This is a genomic window from Angustibacter sp. McL0619 (assembly GCF_049994355.1).
In the GTDB taxonomy this organism is placed as follows: domain Bacteria; phylum Actinomycetota; class Actinomycetes; order Actinomycetales; family Angustibacteraceae; genus Angustibacter.
The window spans coordinates 4429352-4447850 of the sequence record NZ_CP188257.1 but is presented as its reverse complement, the minus strand read 5'-3'; the positions used below and the strand labels follow the sequence as shown (position 1 = coordinate 4447850).

21 protein-coding genes are annotated in these 18499 nt (G+C 72.2%); 16 read left to right on the top strand and 5 right to left on the bottom strand.

From position 1 onward, the window contains the following. Positions 1-4 precede the first annotated feature (4 nt). Complete coding sequence (soxR, locus tag ACPPVT_RS20940; protein ID WP_426563724.1) at positions 5-472, top strand: redox-sensitive transcriptional activator SoxR; 468 nt, start codon at positions 5-7, stop codon at positions 470-472. Positions 473-505: 33 nt separating this feature from the next. Then, positions 506-1900, top strand: coding sequence for a dihydrolipoyl dehydrogenase family protein (locus ACPPVT_RS20935; protein WP_426563722.1), 1395 nt, complete (start codon positions 506-508; stop codon positions 1898-1900). Here the strand turns inward: ACPPVT_RS20935 and ACPPVT_RS20930 are convergent. After that, on the bottom strand, positions 1884-2378 hold the full coding sequence (locus ACPPVT_RS20930) for an SRPBCC family protein (protein ID WP_426563720.1): 495 nt from the start codon (positions 2376-2378) through the stop codon (positions 1884-1886). The genes ACPPVT_RS20935 and ACPPVT_RS20930 overlap by 17 nt on opposite strands. Next, positions 2375-2713 carry an ArsR/SmtB family transcription factor gene (locus ACPPVT_RS20925; RefSeq protein ID WP_426563718.1) on the bottom strand — a complete coding sequence of 113 codons (339 nt, stop codon included), beginning with the start codon at positions 2711-2713 and terminating at the stop codon, positions 2375-2377. Before ACPPVT_RS20925 ends, ACPPVT_RS20930 begins: the two co-directional genes overlap by 4 nt. Positions 2714-3073: 360 nt before the next feature. Between ACPPVT_RS20925 and ACPPVT_RS20920 the strand changes: the two genes are divergently transcribed. Beyond that, positions 3074-4471 (top strand): NlpC/P60 family protein, encoded by a 1398-nt coding sequence (locus ACPPVT_RS20920; protein WP_426563716.1) that lies wholly within the window; start codon positions 3074-3076, stop codon positions 4469-4471. 109 nt (positions 4472-4580) lie between these two features. On the opposite strand, the gene ACPPVT_RS20915 is transcribed toward ACPPVT_RS20920, so the two are convergent. After that, a complete protein-coding gene (locus tag ACPPVT_RS20915; RefSeq protein WP_426563714.1) occupies positions 4581-5078 on the bottom strand; it encodes an inorganic diphosphatase in 498 nt (165 codons plus the stop codon). 95 nt (positions 5079-5173) lie between these two features. On the opposite strand from ACPPVT_RS20915, the gene dacB reads away from it, so the two are divergent. The 11 genes from dacB to ACPPVT_RS20860 all read left to right on the top strand — a co-directional run bounded on the left by dacB (position 5174) and on the right by ACPPVT_RS20860 (position 15511). Further along, positions 5174-6580 (top strand): D-alanyl-D-alanine carboxypeptidase/D-alanyl-D-alanine endopeptidase, encoded by a 1407-nt coding sequence (gene dacB / locus ACPPVT_RS20910; RefSeq protein WP_426563712.1) that lies wholly within the window; start codon positions 5174-5176, stop codon positions 6578-6580. A gap of 25 nt (positions 6581-6605) precedes the next feature. Continuing rightward, complete coding sequence (locus ACPPVT_RS20905) at positions 6606-7664, top strand: zinc-dependent metalloprotease (protein WP_426563710.1); 1059 nt, start codon at positions 6606-6608, stop codon at positions 7662-7664. Positions 7665-7774: 110 nt separating this feature from the next. Beyond that, positions 7775-9322, top strand: a complete 1548-nt coding sequence (gene hpt, locus ACPPVT_RS20900; protein ID WP_426563708.1) for a hypoxanthine phosphoribosyltransferase — start codon at positions 7775-7777, stop codon at positions 9320-9322. Positions 9323-9529: 207 nt separating this feature from the next. Next, complete coding sequence (gene ftsH / locus ACPPVT_RS20895) at positions 9530-11569, top strand: ATP-dependent zinc metalloprotease FtsH (protein WP_426563704.1); 2040 nt, start codon at positions 9530-9532, stop codon at positions 11567-11569. 15 nt (positions 11570-11584) lie between these two features. Next, positions 11585-12148, top strand: coding sequence for a GTP cyclohydrolase I FolE (gene folE, locus ACPPVT_RS20890; protein ID WP_426563703.1), 564 nt, complete (start codon positions 11585-11587; stop codon positions 12146-12148). A 1-nt stretch (position 12149) separates the two neighbouring features. After that, entirely contained in the window at positions 12150-13052 is a 903-nt protein-coding gene (gene folP / locus ACPPVT_RS20885) for a dihydropteroate synthase (protein ID WP_426563701.1), read from the top strand. Continuing rightward, complete coding sequence (gene folB / locus ACPPVT_RS20880; RefSeq protein WP_426563699.1) at positions 13049-13453, top strand: dihydroneopterin aldolase; 405 nt, start codon at positions 13049-13051, stop codon at positions 13451-13453. The genes folP and folB overlap by 4 nt, the downstream gene beginning before the upstream one ends. After that, positions 13450-14013, top strand: coding sequence for a 2-amino-4-hydroxy-6-hydroxymethyldihydropteridine diphosphokinase (folK, locus tag ACPPVT_RS20875; RefSeq protein WP_426563697.1), 564 nt, complete (start codon positions 13450-13452; stop codon positions 14011-14013). The genes folB and folK overlap by 4 nt, the downstream gene beginning before the upstream one ends. Further along, entirely contained in the window at positions 14010-14483 is a 474-nt protein-coding gene (locus ACPPVT_RS20870) for a DUF3180 domain-containing protein (protein ID WP_426563695.1), read from the top strand. The genes folK and ACPPVT_RS20870 overlap by 4 nt, the downstream gene beginning before the upstream one ends. Before the next feature lie 22 nt (positions 14484-14505). Next, complete coding sequence (locus tag ACPPVT_RS20865; protein ID WP_426563693.1) at positions 14506-14841, top strand: VOC family protein; 336 nt, start codon at positions 14506-14508, stop codon at positions 14839-14841. Positions 14842-14881: 40 nt separating this feature from the next. Next, positions 14882-15511: a GNAT family N-acetyltransferase gene (locus ACPPVT_RS20860; protein WP_426563691.1), complete on the top strand. Its 630-nt coding sequence runs from the start codon at positions 14882-14884 to the stop codon at positions 15509-15511. Positions 15512-15523: 12 nt separating this feature from the next. On the opposite strand, the gene ACPPVT_RS20855 is transcribed toward ACPPVT_RS20860, so the two are convergent. Continuing rightward, entirely contained in the window at positions 15524-15772 is a 249-nt protein-coding gene (locus ACPPVT_RS20855) for a DUF6194 family protein (protein ID WP_426563689.1), read from the bottom strand. Positions 15773-15910: 138 nt separating this feature from the next. Continuing rightward, positions 15911-17035: an ABC transporter ATP-binding protein gene (locus ACPPVT_RS20850; RefSeq protein WP_426567224.1), complete on the bottom strand. Its 1125-nt coding sequence runs from the start codon at positions 17033-17035 to the stop codon at positions 15911-15913. A 24-nt stretch (positions 17036-17059) separates the two neighbouring features. Between ACPPVT_RS20850 and ACPPVT_RS20845 the strand changes: the two genes are divergently transcribed. Both ACPPVT_RS20845 and ACPPVT_RS20840 read left to right on the top strand, forming a co-directional pair. Continuing rightward, positions 17060-17758, top strand: coding sequence for an ABC transporter permease (locus tag ACPPVT_RS20845; RefSeq protein WP_426563687.1), 699 nt, complete (start codon positions 17060-17062; stop codon positions 17756-17758). Continuing rightward, a complete protein-coding gene (locus ACPPVT_RS20840) occupies positions 17755-18486 on the top strand; it encodes an ABC transporter permease (RefSeq protein ID WP_426563685.1) in 732 nt (243 codons plus the stop codon). The genes ACPPVT_RS20845 and ACPPVT_RS20840 overlap by 4 nt, the downstream gene beginning before the upstream one ends. Positions 18487-18499 lie beyond the last annotated feature (13 nt).

The window sequence follows — 18499 nt, the reverse complement described above, 5'->3', positions numbered from 1 at the left end:
CCGGATGCCCAGCACGTCCGACCATCTGGTGATCGGGGACGTCGCGCGCCGCAGCGGGATGGCCAGCTCGGCGATCCGGTACTACGAGAGCCAGGGGCTGCTCGCGTCGACCCGGACGACCGGCGGGCAACGGCGGTTCCCACGGGCCGTGCTGCGCAGGCTGGCGTTCATCCGCGCCGCCCAGAACGTCGGGCTGTCGCTGGACGAGATCCGCGCCGCGCTGGACACCCTGCCCAGCGGACGCACCCCGACCAAGGCGGACTGGGCCCGGCTCTCCAGGTCCTGGCAGGCCCGGCTGGACGAGCAGATCGCGGCACTGGAACGGCTGCGGGACGGCCTGACCACCTGCATCGGCTGCGGCTGCCTGTCGCTGCAGCGGTGTCGGCTGTCCAACCCGGACGACGTGCTCGGCGAGACCGGGCCGGGCGCCCGCTACCTGCCGCCGGCGCTGCGGGCGAGCTCGCAGCGCTAGCCGGGACCGCCCCGGATGGGCGAGGATCGCGACATGACGAGCGAGCACACTGCTGAGGTCATCGTGATCGGTCTCGGTCCGGGCGGTGAGGACGTCGCAGGTCGGCTGGCACTGGCCGGGCTGGACGTCGTGGGGGTCGACGAGCGGTTGGTCGGCGGTGAGTGCCCCTACTGGGGGTGCATCCCGTCCAAGATGATGATCCGGGCGGCCCAAGTGCTGGCCGAGGCCGGGCGGGTGCCGGAGCTGGCCGGCGAGGCGCACCGGGTCGAACCGCGCTGGGAGAAGGTCGCGGACCGAATCCGCGAACAGGCGACCGACGACTGGGACGACCAGGTCGCGGTAGACCGGTTGCAGGGCAAGGGCGCCAGGTTCGTGCGCGGTCACGGGGCGATCGAGTCCCGCTCCGACGAGGGCGTCACCGTCACGATCGACGGCACGCAGTGGCTGGCTACCAGGGGCGTGGTAGTCAACTCCGGCACCGCCCCGGCCGTCCCGCCGGTGGACGGCATCGGCGACGTCGACTACTGGACCAACCACGGCTTCATCGAGGCGCGCGAGCTGCCGGACTCACTGATCGTGCTCGGCGGCGGCGCGATCGGCTGCGAGCTGTCCCAGGTGGCCGCCCGGTTCGGCTGCACGGTGACCGTGGTGGAGCGCGCGCCGCGGTTGCTGGCCCTGGAGGAACCGGCCGCCGGCGACCTGCTGGCGAAGATCTTCGCGGCCGAGGGCATCGACGTCCGGTTGGGCGTCGGCGCCACCCACGTCGAACCGAATGGGACCGGCGGCGCGGTGCGGGTCAGGCTCGAGGACGGCGGCGAGCTGACCGCCGACCGGCTGCTGGTGGCCAGCGGCCGCTCGGTCAACGTGCACGCGGTCGGACTGGACGCCGTCGGCGTCGACCCCGGCGCGCGTAGCGTCCCGGTCGATGAGTGGTGCCGGGTCGGGGACCGGGTGTGGGCGCTCGGCGACATCGTCGGGCACGGCGCCTTCACGCACATGTCGATGTACGAGGCGGACGTGGTGGTGCGCGACGTCCTCGGCCAGGGCGGCGCCCCGGCCCGCTACGACGCGATCCCGCGGGTGACCTTCACCGAACCGGAGGTCGGGGCGGTCGGGCTGACCGCGGACGCCGCGCGCAAGCAGCTTTCGAACGTGCGGGTGGCGACCGTCGACCTGGCGGACACCACCCGTGGCTGGATCCACGGGCCCGGCGGGCAGGGGTTCATCACCGTGGTCGAGGACGCCGACCGCGGGGTGCTCGTCGGAGCCACCTCGGCCGGACCGACCGGCGGCGAGGTGCTCGGCTTCCTGGCCCTCGCCGTGAGCGTCGGCGTGCCGGTGCAGTCGATGATCGACATGCCGTACGCCTACCCGACGATCCATCGGGGCATCCAGCAGGCGCTGCAGAAGCTCAGGACGCCGGCGTGACCTGCCGGTAGCCGGCCAGCAGGACCTCGAACGTCTCGGCCCACTCGGGTGGCTGCTCGCCGTCCAGGTGTGCGCGCAGCGCGTCCAGGTGCCAGTGCCAACCGGCCGCGTAGCCGGCTGCGGAGGTCTCGGTCAGCGCGGTGTGGTCCAGCACGAGCAGGGTCCGGTCGGCCGCCAGCTCGGTCAGCCGGACGGTGACCAGGGAGTCCCTGGAGGCGTCCAACCAGCGGGTCGCGAGCATCCGCGGCGAGTCGCAGGCGACCACCTCGAGCTCGCCCGGACCGTCGTCGAAGTGCACGGTGACCCGGCCGCCGACCCGCAGGTCGCCGGTGATCCGGTCCAGCCAGCGCGCCACCCGCGCGGGCTCGGTGAGCGCGGACCACAGGTCGTGCAGGCCGGTCGGGTACTCCCGCTCGAAGCGGACGGCGCGGCCGTCGGGCGTGGCGCGGAGCGCGCCGTCCAAGGTGGTGTCGGTCATGGTCGATTCCCTTCCGGCGCGGTGCCGTCGGTGCGTCGTCCGCGGGAGACCTCGGTGCCCAGGGCGTCCAGCCGCTGGTCCCAGAACCGGCGGACGTCGTCCAGCCAGTCCGCCAGCTCGTCGAACCGTTCGCGGGTCAGCGCGTAGACCCGCTGGGTGCCGCGTGGCTCGACCTGCACCAGGCCTGCCTCGCGCAGCACCCGCAGGTGCCGGGAGACGGCCGGACGGCTGACCGTGAACCGCTCGGCGATCGCGCCCGCCGGCTGGTCGCCGTGGGCCAGCAGCTCGACGATCTGCCGCCGGGTGTCGTCGGCCAGCGCCGCGAACGCTTCCACAGCGACTAGGTAAGCCGTTCATTACGTAACTGTCAAGTTACGAAGTGCCTTCCGAGCCCACGCCGCAGGAACTGCTGATCACGATTAGGTCACGGCGAGTGTTCAAGTGACTACTTTGGGTTGCCAATCCCTACCTTCAGCACGAAGGGCAGAACGGGGCATCACCTGCGAAAACACATGCGTGTTATTCGGCGTGTCGCCTCGCGTGTGACGCTCGAGACGGAGAAACTGACACGGGACCTGTGTGACTGGTGTTCCCTCTGGGACGACTTTCGCCTAGTCTCGGTCGAGCGCGCCTGCCTGGCGTCCGCCGTCCGCTCCAGCCCGGGAGCTGACGAGAGCCTCGACCGAAGGGTCCGGATGAGCCCCCTGCACCGCATCCGCGGCACCCAGGTCTGCCGTGCCACGACGCTCAGCGTGACCACGGTGCTGCTCGCGGCCGGTCTCAGTGTCGTCGCGACGTCCGACGCCAGCGCCAAGCCGGTCTACCCGTCGGCCGACCAGGTGGCCAGGGCCAAGCAGGCCGTCACCTCGGCGGCCACGACCGTGCACGGCCTCGAGGCCTCGCTGGCGGTCGCGACCAGCCGCCTGGAGGCGCTGCAGACCCAGGTGCAGATCGCCGCCGAGGCCTACGACCGGGCCAAGGTCGAGCTCGACCAGCGCACCGCCGCCGCAAACGCGGCCAGCAAGCAGTCAGCCGCCGCGGCCGCCGCTGCCGACAAGGCCGATCGCGACGTCGGGCAGCTCGCCGTCGACTCCTACTACGACGGGCGAACGTTCGGCGGCCTCGAGGTGCTGATCGGCGCCACCACGCCGCAGGAGCTGCTGCAGTCGGCGGCCAGCTACCGGATCGCCAACAACGTGGTCGAGCAGACCTTCGAGCGGGCCCGGGCCAGCCGGGTCGTCGCGAAGATGATGAAGCAGCAGGCCGACTCCGCGCGGGCGCAGCAGGCGGCCGCCGCGGCCAGGCTCGAGCTGGCGAGGCAGGCCGTGCAGGCCAAGGCCGACGACGCGGCAGCGCAGACCGCGGCGATCGGTGCGCAGCGCTCGCAGATGATCGTGCAGCTCGCCGCGCTGCAGAAGACCTCGGTGAAGCTGGCGACCCAGCGTCAGCAGGGTCTCGAGGCCGAGCGCCGGGCCCGCGCCGAGGCCGCCCGCGAGGCCGCCGCACGTCGGGCCGCCGCTGAGCAGCGCCGCAAGGACGCCGCCGAGCGTCGTCGCCGCGAGCAGGCCAGCCATCAGTCCAGCCACAACGGCTCGAACAGCGGCTCGAACGGTGGCTCGAACGGTGGCTCGAACGGCGGCTCGAGCGGTGGCTCCAGCGGCGGTGGTGGCAGCGACAGCGGTGGCAGCACCGGTGGGAGCGGCGGCGGCTCGTCGCAGGGCTCGTCCTCCGGTGGCGCGGCCGCGGCCAACTGGGCGCTGACCCAGCTCGGCAAGCCCTACGAGTGGGCAGCGGATGGTCCCTCGACCTACGACTGCTCCGGGCTCACCATGCAGGCCTGGGCCCGCGCCGGCGTCTACCTGCCGCACTCGTCGGTCATGCAGTACGCGATGACCGAGCACGTGTCGTACGGCGAGCTGCGAGAGGGCGACCTGATCTTCTTCGCCACGGACACCTCGAACCCCGACTCGATCCACCACGTCGCCATCTACATCGGCGGCGGCCGGATGGTCGAGGCTCCCTACACCGGCGCGGATGTGCGGATCTCGTCGATCTACCGCTCCGACCGCATGCCGTACGCCGGCCGCCCCTGACCCCAACCCGCACGCCCCACGCCTCGTCTTGTGACGCGTTGTGGGGGTCTCAACGACGCCTGAGACCCCCATAACCCGTCACGAGTGGGGGTCCCCGGTCGGTGCGTCGTCAGTGAGCCGCGTAGCTCGTCCCCTTGGCCCGCTCGTAGGATCGCTCGACCTCGGCCTCGGCCTCGGCCCGGCCGGCCCAGTGCGCGCCCTCGACGGACTTGCCGGGCTCGAGGTCCTTGTAGGTCTCGAAGAAGTGCTGGATCTCGAGGCGGTCGAACTGCGAGACGTCCTCCAGGTCCTGGATGTGCTTCAGCCGCGGATCCCCCGCGGGCACGCACAGCAGCTTGTCGTCGCCGCCGGCCTCGTCGCGCATGTGGAACAGGCCGATGGTCCGGGCCTTGATCAGGCAGCCCGGGAACGTGGGCTCCTCGAGCAGCACCAGGGCATCCAGCGGGTCGCCGTCCTCACCGAGCGTTCCCTCGACGTAGCCGTAGTCGGCCGGGTAGCGAGTCGAGGTGAAGAGCATGCGGTCCAGCCGGATCCGGCCGGTCTCGTGGTCGACCTCGTACTTGTTGCGCTGCCCCTTGGGGATCTCGATCGTGACGTCGAACTCCACGGCTTGCCCTCTTCCGCTCGTTCCTCGGTGCGACGACTAGGGTCGCAGGTGTCCAAGTGTCCCGCATCGGGGCCGTTGTGTGTCGAGGGGGGCCAATGCCGCGGGCGAGGTGGCTGGCAGCAGCCGTCGCGGTGCTGGCGCTCGGGTACGTGGCCGCCGACGTCGAAGACGCGGTGCCCGGCGCGCTCACCACGGATCCCGCGAGCGCAGGCCCTGCACCGACCCGGCCCACGCCGTCCGACCCGCCGCGCACCCCGCCGACGTCCGCACTGCCGGCGCTGTCCGCCCAGGCCCCCGCGCCGACGTCGGAGAGCGTCTCCCGGGTACTGGACCCGCTGCTTTCGGTGCCCGCGCTCGGCCCACAGACCTCCGCCACCGTGCTCGACCCCGTGTCGGGGCAGGTGCTGCTGGACCGCACCGGCTCGATCCCGCGCACGCCCGCCTCCACCGCCAAGCTGCTGACCGCAGCGGCCGTGCTGAGCACGGTCGGCGGTGGCACCACGCTGCCCACCCGCGTGGTGCAGGGCGCCACCGCGGACGAGGTCGTGCTGGTCGGCTCCGGCGACGTGATGCTCGGCACCGGCCGGTCCGTCCTGGACCAGGTGCACGGGCACGCCGGGCTGCTCACGCTCGCCGAGCAGGTCGCCGTGAAGCTGCGGGCTGAGCAGCGCACCAAGGTCGCCGTCCGCTTCGACGACAGCGTGTTCACCGGTCCGTCGGTCAGCCGGGCCTGGGCGGCCACCGACGTCCCGATCGGCTTCGTCGGACCGATCACCGCGCTGGGCCTGGACCGGAACCTGGCCCGGTTGGGCCACCGCAGCCCGGCCGATCCGTCCCAGTCGGCCGCTGACGCGTTCGCTGCAGCACTGCGCGCCCAGGGCATCACGGTGGTCGGCCTGGTGGCGCGCTCGCGGGCCAACGCCGGTTCGCCTGTGCTGGGCGAGGTCCGGTCGGCGCCGGTGGGCGACGTCCTCGGGGTCGCGCTCACCACCAGCAACAACACGCTGGCTGAGGTGCTCGCCCGGCTCACCGCACAGGCCATGAAGCGGCCGACAACGTTCGAGGGGTCGGCGCTCGCCGTGATGGACCAGGTGCAGACACTGGGCGTGAACATCGGCGACGCGCACCTGTCCGACGGCAGCGGGCTCGGGGCCGGCAGCGAGGTGCCCAGCCGGGTGCTGGCGGACGTGCTCGGGCTGGCGTCGCAGGACAGCACCCCGGCGCTTCGCCCGATGCTCGCCGGCTTGCCCGTCTCGGGGTTCAACGGGACGCTCTCGGACCGGTTCACCACCCCGCCGACGCACGCCGCTGCAGGGGTCGTGCGGGCCAAGACCGGGACGCTGACCGGCGTCAACAGCCTGGCCGGCACGACTGTCGACGCCGACGGGCGGCTGCTCGTCTTCGTGCTGATGAGCGACCAGGTGCCGGTCGGGGGCACCACCTTGGCTCGCCGTGCGTCAGACAGGGTGGCTGCCGCGCTCACCGCTTGCGGATGCCGCTAGCGCGCCGCGACGAGAGGATGCCGGGATGAGCGAGGAGCTGCTGGACCGTCTGGTTGACTGGGACCTGGCCGCGGCCACGGCCCGCCGGCTGGCCGGGCCTGGCCCGGTGGTCGGTGCGGACGAGGCGGCGCAGGCGGTCAGTGAGTTACGTGAGGCCGCGGTCGCCTCCCGGGCGCACGTCGCCGCGATCACCGGCCTGCACGCGCCGGACGACGCCCCGATCGTGCTGGTGGTCGACCGGCCGCGCTGGGTCGAGGCGAACCTGCGGACGCTGCGCGCGATGCTGCTGCCGGTCGTCGACAAGTTGGCCGCGCACCGCCGGACCAGCGCGACCGGCGTGCTCGCCGCGGTGGGCGGCAAGGTCACGGGTGCCGAGGCGGGCGGGCTGCTGGCCTTCCTGTCCGGCAAGGTGCTGGGCCAGTACGACATCGCCCCCGGCGCGACCCCGCGGCTGCTGCTGGTGGCCCCGAACATCGTCAATGTCGAGCGACAGATGGGCGTCGACCCGTCCGACTTCCGGTTGTGGGTGTGCCTGCACGAGGAGACCCACCGGGTGCAGTTCACCGCGGTCCCGTGGCTGCGGCAGTACCTGCTGGAGCAGGCCACCTCGCTGGCCGCCGACCTCGCGCCCGACCCGGCCAGCCTGGTCAGCACGCTCGAGGACGCCGCCCGGCGGCTGCCCGAAGTGCTGCGGGGCGAGGGTGGTTCGCTGATCGACCTGTTCGCCTCGCCGGAGCAGCGCGAGCGGCTGCGCGGCATCGCCGCCACCATGTCGCTGCTGGAGGGGCACGCGGACGTCGTGATGGACGAAGTCGGCCCCGAGGTGGTGCCGAGCGTGGCGACCATCCGGGCCAGGTTCACCGCACGCCGGGCCGGTGTCGACCCGTTCGACCGGCTGGTGCGGCGGTTGCTCGGGCTCGAGGACAAGATGCGCCAGTACAAGGACGGCGCGAGGTTCGTCCGCGGTGTCGTCGAGCGGGTCGGCATGGCTGGATTCAACGAGGTCTGGACCTCGCCGGAGACGCTGCCCGACCCGGCCGAGATCGCCGAGCCCGGCCGGTGGGTCGAGCGCGTCCTGCGCTGACCCCTGATTGCTCCCCCCAGCCCGCTTTGCTCACCCCAACCCGCCCGCAACCGCCTGCAGACCGGTCTGAGTGGAGCAACCAGCGGCGGCTCCCGGCCTAGGCTGAGCGGGTGAGCGGGCCTGATCGTGCGGTGGCCGAGGTGCGGGCCGCCGTCCGCCATGCGCTGGCCGACCTGGACGACGACGGCCTCGTGCTGGTCGCGGTCAGTGGCGGCGCCGACTCCCTCGCGCTCGCGGCGGCGACCGCCTTCGTCGCGCCCCGGCAGCGCCTGCGGGCCGGCGCCGTGCTCGTCGACCACGGCCTTCAGGACGGTTCGGCCGACGTCGTCGAGCGCGCGGCCGCCAGCTGCCGCGAGCTCGGGCTGGACCCGGTGCGCACGGTCCGGGTCGACGTCCCGGACGACGGGACCGGACCCGAGGCGGCCGCACGCCGGGCTCGCTACGAGGCCCTGGAGAAGGCCGCCGCCGAGCTGGGCGCAGCCACCGTCCTGCTCGGGCACACCCGCGACGACCAGGCCGAGACCGTGCTGCTGGGACTGGCCCGCGGGTCCGGCACCCGCTCGTTGTCGGGCATGGCGGCCCGCCGCGGCCTGCTCCGACGTCCCCTGATCGAGCTGCCCCGGACCACCACGAAGCGGGTCTGCGAGGTGCTCGAGCTACGCCCCTGGAGCGACCCGCACAACGACGACGACCGGTTCGCCCGGGTGCGCGCCCGCCGCCTGCTGCCCGAGCTGGAGTCGGCGCTCGGGCCTGGGACGGTGGCTGCGCTGGCCCGTTCGGCGGCACTGGCCCGCGACGACTCGGACCTGCTCGACGAGCTGGCCGGCCGGGCGCTGGCCGAGCTCACCGCCACTCCCGCCCCCGGCGGCCGGGACGCCCAGACGGGCGAAAAGGGCTTGGACGTCGAAGCGCTGGCCGAGCTCCCACCGGCCGTGCGCCGGCGTGTTCTGCGGCAGGCCGCGCTGGCCGCCGGCGCGTCCGACGGGCAGCTGTCCAGCCGGCACGTCGCGGCGATGGACTCGCTGGTCACTGCCTGGCGAGGCCAGGGGCCGGTGGCGCTGCCGGGCAAGGTCGGCGCCGTCCGGCGGTGTGGCAGGCTGCTCCTCGTGGACCACAGCGACATGGGTGACGACCTGGCTTCCGTGATGCTCACCGAGGAGCAGATCCAGACGCGGCTGCGTGAGCTCGCCGAGCAGATCGACGCCGACTACGCCGGTCAGGACCTGCTCCTGGTCGGCGTGCTCAAGGGCGCTGTGATGGTGATGGCCGACCTGGCGCGGGCGCTGCACCACCCCGCCGAGATGGACTGGATGGCCGTCTCGTCGTACGGCTCGGGCACCAAGTCCTCCGGCGTCGTGCGCATCATGAAGGACCTCGACCGGGACATCACCGGCCGCAACGTGCTGATCGTCGAGGACATCGTCGACTCCGGACTGACGCTGTCCTGGCTGCAGGCCAACCTGCGCTCGCGCGGCCCGGCGTCGGTCAACATCTGCACGCTGCTGCGCAAGCCGACCGCGGCCAAGGTCGAGGTCGAGGTCCGGTACGTCGGTTTCGACATCGACCCGGAGTTCGTGGTCGGCTACGGCCTCGACTACGCCGAGAAGTACCGCAACCTGCCGTTCGTGGGCACGTTGGCCCCGCACGTCTACTCCTGACCCGACGCCGACCCGGTCGCATCCGGCGCTGAAGCCCGGAACACCAGGGGCCGGTCAGGCGTTCAGCAAGCACGCACCGCCGTCCGAGAACGGACGAACGGCGGTGTACCGTCATGACCAGGTCGTGGACCACGTGATCGGGCGGGCCGACCGCCTGGCCAGCAAGTGTCGATCGAGCAGGAGGATGGGGTCTTCGATCCCGAAACCATGGACGTCAAGCGCATCCTGCGCGGCCCGCTGGTGTGGGTCGTTCTCATCGTGCTCATCGGTCTTTCCGTGCTGCGGCTCGGCTCTATCGGCCAGTCCTTCCAGCGGATCGAGACCAGCTCTGCGCTGACCCTGATCTCCGAGGGCAAGGCCGACAAGGTCAAGCTCGTCGACGGTGACCAGCGGATCGACATCACCCTGAAGAAGGACCAGAAGTTCACCGGGGACGGCGTCAAGGACGCCAGCCGGGTGCAGGCGTTCTACGTCACCCCGCGTGGCGAGCAGGTCGTCGACACGGTCAACGCGGCGGCGAAGGCCGGCCAGCTCCCCGGTGGCTTCGACGACTCCAACCCCCAGCCGGGCTGGCTGTCGTCGCTGCTGCTGTCGATCTTTCCGATCCTGATCATCCTGGGCCTGTTCTGGTTCCTGATGAGCCAGGCTCAGGGCGGCGGCAACCGGGTGATGAGCTTCGGCAAGTCGCGGGCCAAGATGGTCAGCAAGGAGGCACCCAAGACCACTTTCGCGGATGTCGCGGGCGCGGAAGAGGCGGTCGAGGAGCTCCAGGAGATCAAGGAGTTCCTGGCCGAGCCGGCCAAGTTCCAGGCTGTCGGCGCCAAGATCCCCAAGGGCGTGCTGCTCTACGGCCAGCCCGGTACCGGCAAGACGCTGCTCGCCCGGGCCGTCGCCGGCGAGGCCGGCGTGCCGTTCTTCACCATCTCGGGTTCGGACTTCGTCGAGATGTTCGTCGGCGTCGGCGCCAGCCGGGTCCGCGACCTGTTCGAGCAGGCCAAGCAGAACGCCCCCGCGATCATCTTCGTCGACGAGATCGACGCGGTCGGCCGGCACCGCGGCGCAGGCATGGGCGGCGGCCACGACGAGCGCGAGCAGACGCTCAACCAGCTGCTCGTCGAGATGGACGGCTTCGACGTCAAGACCAACGTGATCCTGATCGCGGCCACCAACCGGCCCGACATCCTCGACCCTGCGCTGCTGCGCCCGGGCCGCTTCGACCGGCAGATCGCCGTCGACGCCCCGGACAAGAACGGACGCTTCCAGATCCTCACCGTGCACGCCAAGGGCAAGCCGATGGCGCCGGACGTCGACATCGAGGCCGTGGCGCGGCGCACCCCGGGCTTCACCGGTGCGGACCTGGCCAACGTCCTCAACGAGGCCGCGCTGCTCACCGCCCGCACGAACGCGAAGTTCATCGACGATGCCGCGATCGACGAGGCTGTCGACCGCGTGGTCGCCGGTCCGCAGAAGCGGACCCGGATGATGAGCGAGAAGGAGAAGAAGATCACGGCGTACCACGAAGGTGGTCACGCCTTGGTCGCCGCGGCGATGCGGCACACCGACCCGGTCGCCAAGATCACGATCCTGCCGCGCGGGCGTGCCCTCGGCTACACGATGGTGCTGCCGATCGACGACAAGTACTCCACGACCCGCAACGAGCTGCTGGACCAGCTGGCCTACGCGCTCGGCGGCCGGGTCGCCGAGGAGCTGATCTTCCACGACCCGACCACCGGTGCCTCGAACGACATCGAGAAGGCCACCGGACTGGCCCGGCGAATGGTCACCCAGTTCGGCATGAGCGAGCGCATCGGCGCCATCAAGCTCGGCGCCGAGAGCGGCGAGGTCTTCATGGGCCGTGACATGGGCCATGGGCGCGACTACTCCGAAGAGGTCGCGGGGGTCGTCGACGAAGAGGTGCGCCGGCTGATCGACGCCGCGCACGACGAGGCCTGGAACGTCCTGGTGGAGAACCGCGACGTGCTGGACCGCCTCGTGCTCGCGCTCTTCGAGAAGGAGACGCTCGGCGGCAAGGAGCTGCTGGAGATCTTCGCTGACGTCCGCAAGTCGCCCGAGCGACCGGTCTGGCTGTCCAGCGAGCGCCGGCCGATCAGCGACCTGCCGCCCGTGCAGTCACCGAACGAGGTCAAGGCGGCCAGCAACGGCCACCGCGTCTCGGACGAGCGCGAGCACCCGCCGGTAGCCGTGGTGGAGGTGCCCGAGGGCGGCACCGTCGAGCCCGGTCTCTGACCGCCGAGGACTGAGGTGATCGACCAGGCGCGCGCCGAGGCCGCTGTGCGCGAGTTGCTGCTCGCGATCGGCGAGGACCCGGACCGCGACGGCCTGCGGGCCACCCCGGGCCGGGTGGCGCGCTCGTTCGTCGAGGTCTACGCCGGGATGGACCAGCAGGCCTCCGACGTGCTGACCACGACGTTCGACATCGGCCACGACGAGCTCGTGCTGGTGCGCGACATCGACGTCTACTCGATGTGCGAGCACCACCTGGTGCCGTTCCACGGCGTCGCTCACGTCGGCTACATCCCGAACACGGACGGGCGGGTCACCGGGTTGTCCAAGCTGGCCCGGCTGGTCGACGTGTTCGCCCGACGCCTGCAGGTGCAGGAGCGGATGACCAGCCAGATCGCGGACGCGCTGGTCGAGCATCTCGAACCACGCGGCGTGCTCGTCGTGATCGAGTGCGAGCACCTGTGCATGGCCATGCGCGGCGTGCGTCGCCCTGGCACCCGCACGATCACCTCCGCGGTGCGCGGCCAGCTGCGTGACGCCGCCACCCGCGCCGAGGCGATGAGCCTGCTGCGGGGCCGCTGAGATGAGCGCGGCCAGGCCGGTGCTGCGGGGGTTGCCCGACTCTGTGCAGGCGACCGCGCGGACCCGCACGCTGGTGATGGGCGTCGTGAACGTCACGCCCGACTCGTTCAGCGACGGCGGACTCTGGCTGGACCCGGCCGCGGCCGTCCGGCACGGCCTCGAGCTGATGGCGCAGGGCGCGGACCTGGTCGACGTCGGCGGCGAGTCGACCCGACCCGGTGCGCAGCGGGTGGACGCCGACGAGGAGCTCCGCCGGGTGCTGCCGGTGGTCATCGGCTTGGCCGAGGCAGGCGTCCCGGTCAGCGTCGACACCATGCGCGCGTCGGTGGCCGAGCGCACGCTGGGCGCTGGTGCAGTGCTGGTCAACGACGTCAGCGGCGGCCAGGCGGACGACGCGATGGCGACCGTGGTGGCCCGGGCCAAGGTGCCGTTCGTGGCCATGCACTGGCGCGGTCCGTCGTCCGGCATGAGCGGGCTGGCGCACTACGGCGACGTCGTGGCCGACGTCACGACCGAGCTGTCCGCGCGAGTGCACGCGCTGCTCGACGCCGGCGTCGACCCCGAGCGGCTGGTGCTCGACCCGGGCCTGGGCTTCGCCAAGAACGCGGAGCACAACTGGGCGCTGCTGGCGCGGCTGGGCGAGCTGCACGCGCTCGGGCGTCCGCTGCTGGTCGGCGCGTCCCGCAAGCGTTTCCTCGGCTCGCTACTGGCCGGGCCGGACGGCGGACCCCGCCCCGTGCCCGAGCGCGAGGCGGCGACAGTGGCGACCACGGTGCTCGCGGCGATGGCCGGGGCCTGGTGCGTGCGGGTGCACGACGTGCCGGCGAACGCGGACGCCGTCCGGGTGGTGGCGGCCACGCTGGCAGCGGACCGATCGCCGGCGGCAGCAGGGCAGCGTCGATGAGCGCGGACGTCGGCCCGGTCCTGGACGCTGACGGCCGACCGCTGGATCGCGTTGCGCTGCAAGGGTTGCGCGCTCGCGGACGGCACGGCGTGCTGGACTTCGAGAAGGCGCTCGGCCAGGAGTTCGTGGTCGATGTGGTGCTGCACCTGGACTCCCGGGCCGCGGCGGCCGGTGACGACCTGACGCACACGGTGCACTACGGCGAGCTGGCCGAGCAGGTCGTCGCGGTGGTGTCCGGCGAACCGGTCGAGCTGATCGAGACGTTGGCGCAGCGGCTGGCCGACGTGGCGCTCGCGTCGCCGCTGGTGGTGGCCGCCGACGTCACGGTGCACAAGCCGCAGGCGCCGGTGACGGTGCCGTTCGGCGACGTGTCCGTGTCGATCCGGCGGTGGCGCCGGTGAGCGACGAGGTCGACGCCGGCCACAAGGTCGAGGCCGAGGCTGAGGTCGTGCTCGCCCTCGGCGCCAACCTGGGTGACCGCGAGGCCACCCTGCGCCTCGCGCTGGACGAGCTGGACGCGACCGATGGCGTTGCGCTGCAGGCGGTCTCGCCGCTGGTCGAGACCGACCCGGTGGGCGGTCCGGACCAGCCGGACTACCTGAACCTGGTCGCCGTGCTGACGACCTCGCTCGCCCCGGCGGACCTGCTGGCGGCCTGCCACCGCATCGAGCAGCTGCACGGCCGCGAACGCGACGTCCGGTGGGGGGCGCGCACGCTGGACCTCGACGTGATCGCCTACGGCCGGACGGGTTCGTCGTCCGAGGTGGTCAGCACCGGCCCCGAGCTCACCCTGCCGCACCCGCGGGCGCACGAGCGCGCCTTCGTGCTGGCGCCGTGGTCACAAGTTCAGCCGGACGCCAGGCTGCGGCTGCCGACCGGCGAGGTCCGTCCGGTGCGCGAGCTGCTCGCCGTCGCCGCCGACCGCGACGGCGTCCGGCTGCCCGGGACGTCGGCGACGTGACCCCGACCCGCACTCGCAACGTCGCCCTGCTCGCCCTGGGTGTCGCGGTGTTGAGCTGGATCCTGTTGCGGCTGTGGATGTCCGGGGGCCGCGAGCTGCCCGCCCTGCCGTGGTCCGCGCCGGCAGTGATGGTGCTGCTCACGGCATCGGTGCTGGCCTTCGCGTGGCCGGTCCGGCGGTGGAAGCGCGGCGACCGTGCGCGGGCGCTGGACCCGCTGCGAGCCGCCCGCACCGTCGTGCTGGCCAAGGCCTCGCAGTACTGCGGCGCGCTGCTGACCGGCTGGTACGCGGCGCAGCTGCTCGCCCTGGCTCCCACGCTGGACGTCGGGCCGCGCCGCTCGCTCGCGGTGCGCGCGGCGGTCAGCCTGGTCTGCTCGGTGCTGCTGTGGGCTGTCGGCTGGCTGATCGAGCGCTGGTGCCGGGTGGACCACGTGGACGACGACAAGAACGGCACGCCGCAAACCCGGTAGCGCGGTTGCCTAGCCTGGTCTCATGGGCACCTTCATCAAGTCCGTGACCTTCGACTGCGCCGACGCATTGCGGGTGGGAGCCTTCTGGGCCGCGGCCCTGGGCAGCGACCTGGACGAGGAGTCGACCGCCGAGCGCGCCTTCGTCGAGCCGGCCGGCTGGGGCGGCCCGAGCCTGTGGTTCGTGGCCGTGCCGGAGCCGAAGGCCGCGAAGAACCGGATGCACTTCGACCTGCGGGCACCGGAGTCGGTGCCGGACGAGGTGCAGCGGCTGACGGCCCTCGGTGCGACGGTGCTTCGGGATGGCGACGAGCTGGTCGTGATGGCCGACCCCGAGGGCAACGAGTTCTGCGTCGAGTAGTCGGACGGAATTCGTCCGCAACTCGTTCTACGGTGTGCCCATGACCACGGCGCAGGTAGCCGACGAGCTCACGGTCCGGGCGCTCAGCCCCGAGACCTGGGACGCCTTCGCGGACCTCGCCGAGCGGCACAACGGGGTGTGGGGCGGCTGCTGGTGCACGTGGTTCCACACCTTCCACGCCGAGAAGACCTTCACCGCCGAAGACAACCGAGCGCTCAAGGAGCAGCGGGTCCGCGACGGCCGGGCGCACGCGGCGCTGGTCTTCGACGGCGAGGTCGCGGTGGGCTGGTGCGAGTTCGGCCCACCCGAGGAGCTGCCGAACATCAAGCACCGCAAGGAGTACGAGGAGGGACTGGAGCAGCTGCCCGACTACCGGCTGACCTGCTTCTTCGTCGACCGCAGGTACCGGCGCAACGGCGTGTGCACAGTTGCCCTGCGCGGCGCCCTGGACCTCATCGCGCAGGCCGGCGGTGGCGTCGTCGAGGCGTACCCGCAGGACACCGGCGGCACGAAGATCACCGCCTCGTTCCTCTATGGCGGGACCCGCAGGCAGTTCGAGAAGGCCGGCTTCACCTACCTGCGCCCCAAGGGCAAGAATCACTGCGTGATGAGCGCGACGGTCGCGCCGGCGCGACGGTCGCGCCGGCGGGATAGCGCGCCGGCGGGGTAGCGCGCCGGCGGCTCAGAGGTTGCGCCGGCGGTCGAGGCGAGAAGCCGCGTCGCCGTGCGCCCGGGTCAGCAACGCGGTCACCAGCGCGTCGGTGGCGGCCCCGGGGTTCAGCACGCTGACCCACGCCTGCTCGGCGTACTCAGGGTGCGGGAGCAGGACGTCCAAGGCAGCGTCGTCGAACTCGTCGGCGTGCTCCGCATGGTCGGCCGGGGTGTGGCCGAGCAGCTCCTCGTAGCGGCGTCGCCCGACCGCGACGTTCACCCGGAACACCCCGGGCCGGTCCAGCTGCGAGGACGAACGTGTCGCCCCAGGCCACCTCGGGGCTGCCATCCCCCTGCTGCGTGGTGATCGGGACCGCGCCCGGCAGTGCCGCGACTAGCTCGATGTCCTGCTCGGGAGTCATACCAGGTCGGCCACGCCGTCGGGCAGGTGCCGGCGCAGCGCGGCGTGCACCGAGTTCGGCGTCAGCACGCCCTGGTAGCGCTGGTCGGCGTCCAGCACCGGCAGCCAGCCGGCGTCGTGCTGCACGATCTCGGCCAGCGCCCGGCGCAACGAGTCGCCGACGTCGACGGTCTCCTCGAACCGGCGCATCCGGTCGGCGACCGTCCCCTCGCCGACGCACTCGCGGATGCCGACCCAGCCGTGCAGCTCGCCCAGGCCGTCGACCACCACGGCGTACGGCTCGGGCGCCCGGTCGATCACCGCGCGGGCCTCGCTCAGCGGCTGCTGCGGCGTCACGGTCTGCGGATGCTCGAGGTCCTGCGGCTCGATCGGAGTGACCGCGAGGCGTCGCAGGCCTCGGTCCGAACCGACGAAGTCGGCAACGAAGTCGGTGGCCGGCACGCCGAGCACGGTGGCCGGGTCGGCGACCTGCTCCAGGTGTCCGCCGACGCTGAGCACCGCGATCCGGTCGGCCAGCCGCACCGCCTCGTCGATGTCGTGCGTCACGAACAGCACGGTCTTGTCGAGCTGCGCCTGGATCTGCCGGAACTGCGCCTGCAGCCGGTCCCGGGCGATCGGGTCGACGGCGCCGAACGGCTCGTCCATCAGCAGCACCGGCGGGTCGGCGGCCAGTGCGCGGGCCACCCCGACCCGCTGCTGCTGGCCACCCGAGAGCTCGTGCGGGTAGCGCTCGCCGAACGTCGCCGGGTCGAGGCCGACCAGGTCGAGCAGCTCGTCGGCGCGCGCACGGCGGCGGGCGGCGTCCCAGCCGAGCAGGGTCGGCACGGTCATCACGTTCTGCCGCACCTTCTGGTGCGGGAACAGCCCGCTGGCCTGGATCACGTAGCCGATGCCGCGGCGCAGCTGCACCGGGTCGACGTCCGTGACGTCCTCGCCGTCGATGACGATCCGCCCGGACGTCGGCTCGATCAGCCGGTTCACCATCCGCAGGATCGTGGACTTGCCGCAGCCCGACGGACCGACCAGCGCGAGCAGCTCGCCGCGACGGACGTCGAGGGTCAGCGCCTCGACGGCGGTCGTCCCGTCGCCGTAGGTCTTGCCCACACCGTCGAGCCGGATCATCGGGTCCCGGGTAGCGTCATCGCCGTGCACCTGGCTGCTCACTCGCTCACCCTCTCCGACGACTGCCTCGTCCGCAACGACTGGATCTGCCCCGAGTACTGGCGGACGCGCAGCACCGAACTGTCGGATGCGCTGATCCAGCACGCGGAGATCACCGTGGTCAGCCTCGTCCTCGCGATCGTGGTGGCCCTGCCGGTGGCACTGATCGCCCGACGGTGGGGATGGCTGGAGCAGATGGTGCTGGGCGGCGCGACCGTCATCTACACGATTCCCTCGCTGGCACTGTTCTCCCTGCTGCTGCCCTTCACCGGGCTGACCGCGTGGACGGTCGTCGTGGGCCTGGTGCTGTACTCGCTCACCATCCTGGTCAGAGCCATCGTGGCGGGCCTGGCGGCAGTCCCCGGGGACGTGCTGGACGCCGCACGCGGGATGGGTTATGGCGACACCCGGATGCTGTGGCGGGTGCAGTTCCCGCTGGCTCTGCCCACGATCATGGGCGGCGTCCGGGTGGCGGCCGTCTCGACCGTCGCGCTGGTCACGGTGGGCGCAGTCGTCGGCTACGGCGGCCTGGGCGACCTGATCTACAACGGCCTCAGCACGTTGTTCAAGGCGCAGGTGCTGACCGCTTCAGTGCTGTGCGTGGTCCTCGCGCTCGTGCTGGACGGCGTGCTGCTGCTCGCCCAGCGGCTGGCCACCCCCTGGCGGCGCGGGAGGTCGGCATGACCTGGCTGAGCGACACCTGGAACTGGCTGACCGACCCGTCGAACTGGTCCGGCCCGGACGGCGCGGGCGGGCTGCTGTGGCAGCACATCTGGCTGTCCGCGGTGGCGCTGATCGTGGCCTTCGTGCTGGTCGCTCCGCTCGGGGTGTGGCTCGGTCACGAGCGGCGCGGCGCGGGCGTCGCGCTGAACGTCGGCAACATCGGTCGCGCGGTGCCGACGTTCGCCCTACTGGTGCTGCTGACGATGGCGCCGCGACCGCTGGGACCGAGCAGCCTGTCGGTGATCGTGGCGCTTGTGCTGTTCGCGATCCCGCCGATCCTGACGAACAGTTACGTCGGGGTGCGCGAGGTCGACCCGGCCGCGGTCGACGCAGCGCGGGGCATGGGGATGAGCGGATGGCAGGTGCTGCGCGGGGTCGAGCTGCCCCTGGCAGCGCCGCTGATCGTCCAGGGCGCGCGGCTGGCAGCCGTGCAGATCATCGCCACCGCCACCATCGCCGGCATCGTGGGCGGTGGCGGGCTCGGGCAGCTGATCACCGCCGGCTTCTCGCTGCAGGACCAGCCGCAGCTGCTCAGCGGGGCGGTGCTGGTAGCAGTGCTCGCCCTGGTCGTCGAGGGGATCTTCGAGGTGGTCCAGCGGCTGGCCCGGCCGGTGCCGGTGGAAGCAGAGCGGGTTCGCAGACATCGGGGCGGGAGCCGCTCTCCTGCGGCTGTCGGTGCCAGCGACTAACCTCGATCCATCG

Excerpts from the sequence above, each read along its gene's own strand:
- ACPPVT_RS20850 (WP_426567224.1), bottom strand. The coding sequence starts at position 17,035 with ATGATCCGGCTCGACGGTGTGGGCAAGACCTACGGCGACGGGACGACC.
- ftsH (WP_426563704.1), top strand. The coding sequence starts at position 9,530 with ATGGACGTCAAGCGCATCCTGCGCGGCCCGCTGGTGTGGGTCGTTCTC.
- ACPPVT_RS20865 (WP_426563693.1), top strand. The coding sequence starts at position 14,506 with ATGGGCACCTTCATCAAGTCCGTGACCTTCGACTGCGCCGACGCATTG.
- ACPPVT_RS20905 (WP_426563710.1), top strand. The coding sequence starts at position 6,606 with ATGAGCGAGGAGCTGCTGGACCGTCTGGTTGACTGGGACCTGGCCGCG.
- dacB (WP_426563712.1), top strand. The coding sequence starts at position 5,174 with ATGCCGCGGGCGAGGTGGCTGGCAGCAGCCGTCGCGGTGCTGGCGCTC.
- ACPPVT_RS20920 (WP_426563716.1), top strand. The coding sequence starts at position 3,074 with ATGAGCCCCCTGCACCGCATCCGCGGCACCCAGGTCTGCCGTGCCACG.
- ACPPVT_RS20860 (WP_426563691.1), top strand. The coding sequence starts at position 14,882 with ATGACCACGGCGCAGGTAGCCGACGAGCTCACGGTCCGGGCGCTCAGC.
- folB (WP_426563699.1), top strand. The coding sequence starts at position 13,049 with ATGAGCGCGGACGTCGGCCCGGTCCTGGACGCTGACGGCCGACCGCTG.
- soxR (WP_426563724.1), top strand. The coding sequence starts at position 5 with ATGCCCAGCACGTCCGACCATCTGGTGATCGGGGACGTCGCGCGCCGC.
- ACPPVT_RS20930 (WP_426563720.1), bottom strand. The coding sequence starts at position 2,378 with ATGACCGACACCACCTTGGACGGCGCGCTCCGCGCCACGCCCGACGGC.
- ACPPVT_RS20840 (WP_426563685.1), top strand. The coding sequence starts at position 17,755 with ATGACCTGGCTGAGCGACACCTGGAACTGGCTGACCGACCCGTCGAAC.
- folP (WP_426563701.1), top strand. The coding sequence starts at position 12,150 with ATGAGCGCGGCCAGGCCGGTGCTGCGGGGGTTGCCCGACTCTGTGCAG.
- ACPPVT_RS20935 (WP_426563722.1), top strand. The coding sequence starts at position 506 with ATGACGAGCGAGCACACTGCTGAGGTCATCGTGATCGGTCTCGGTCCG.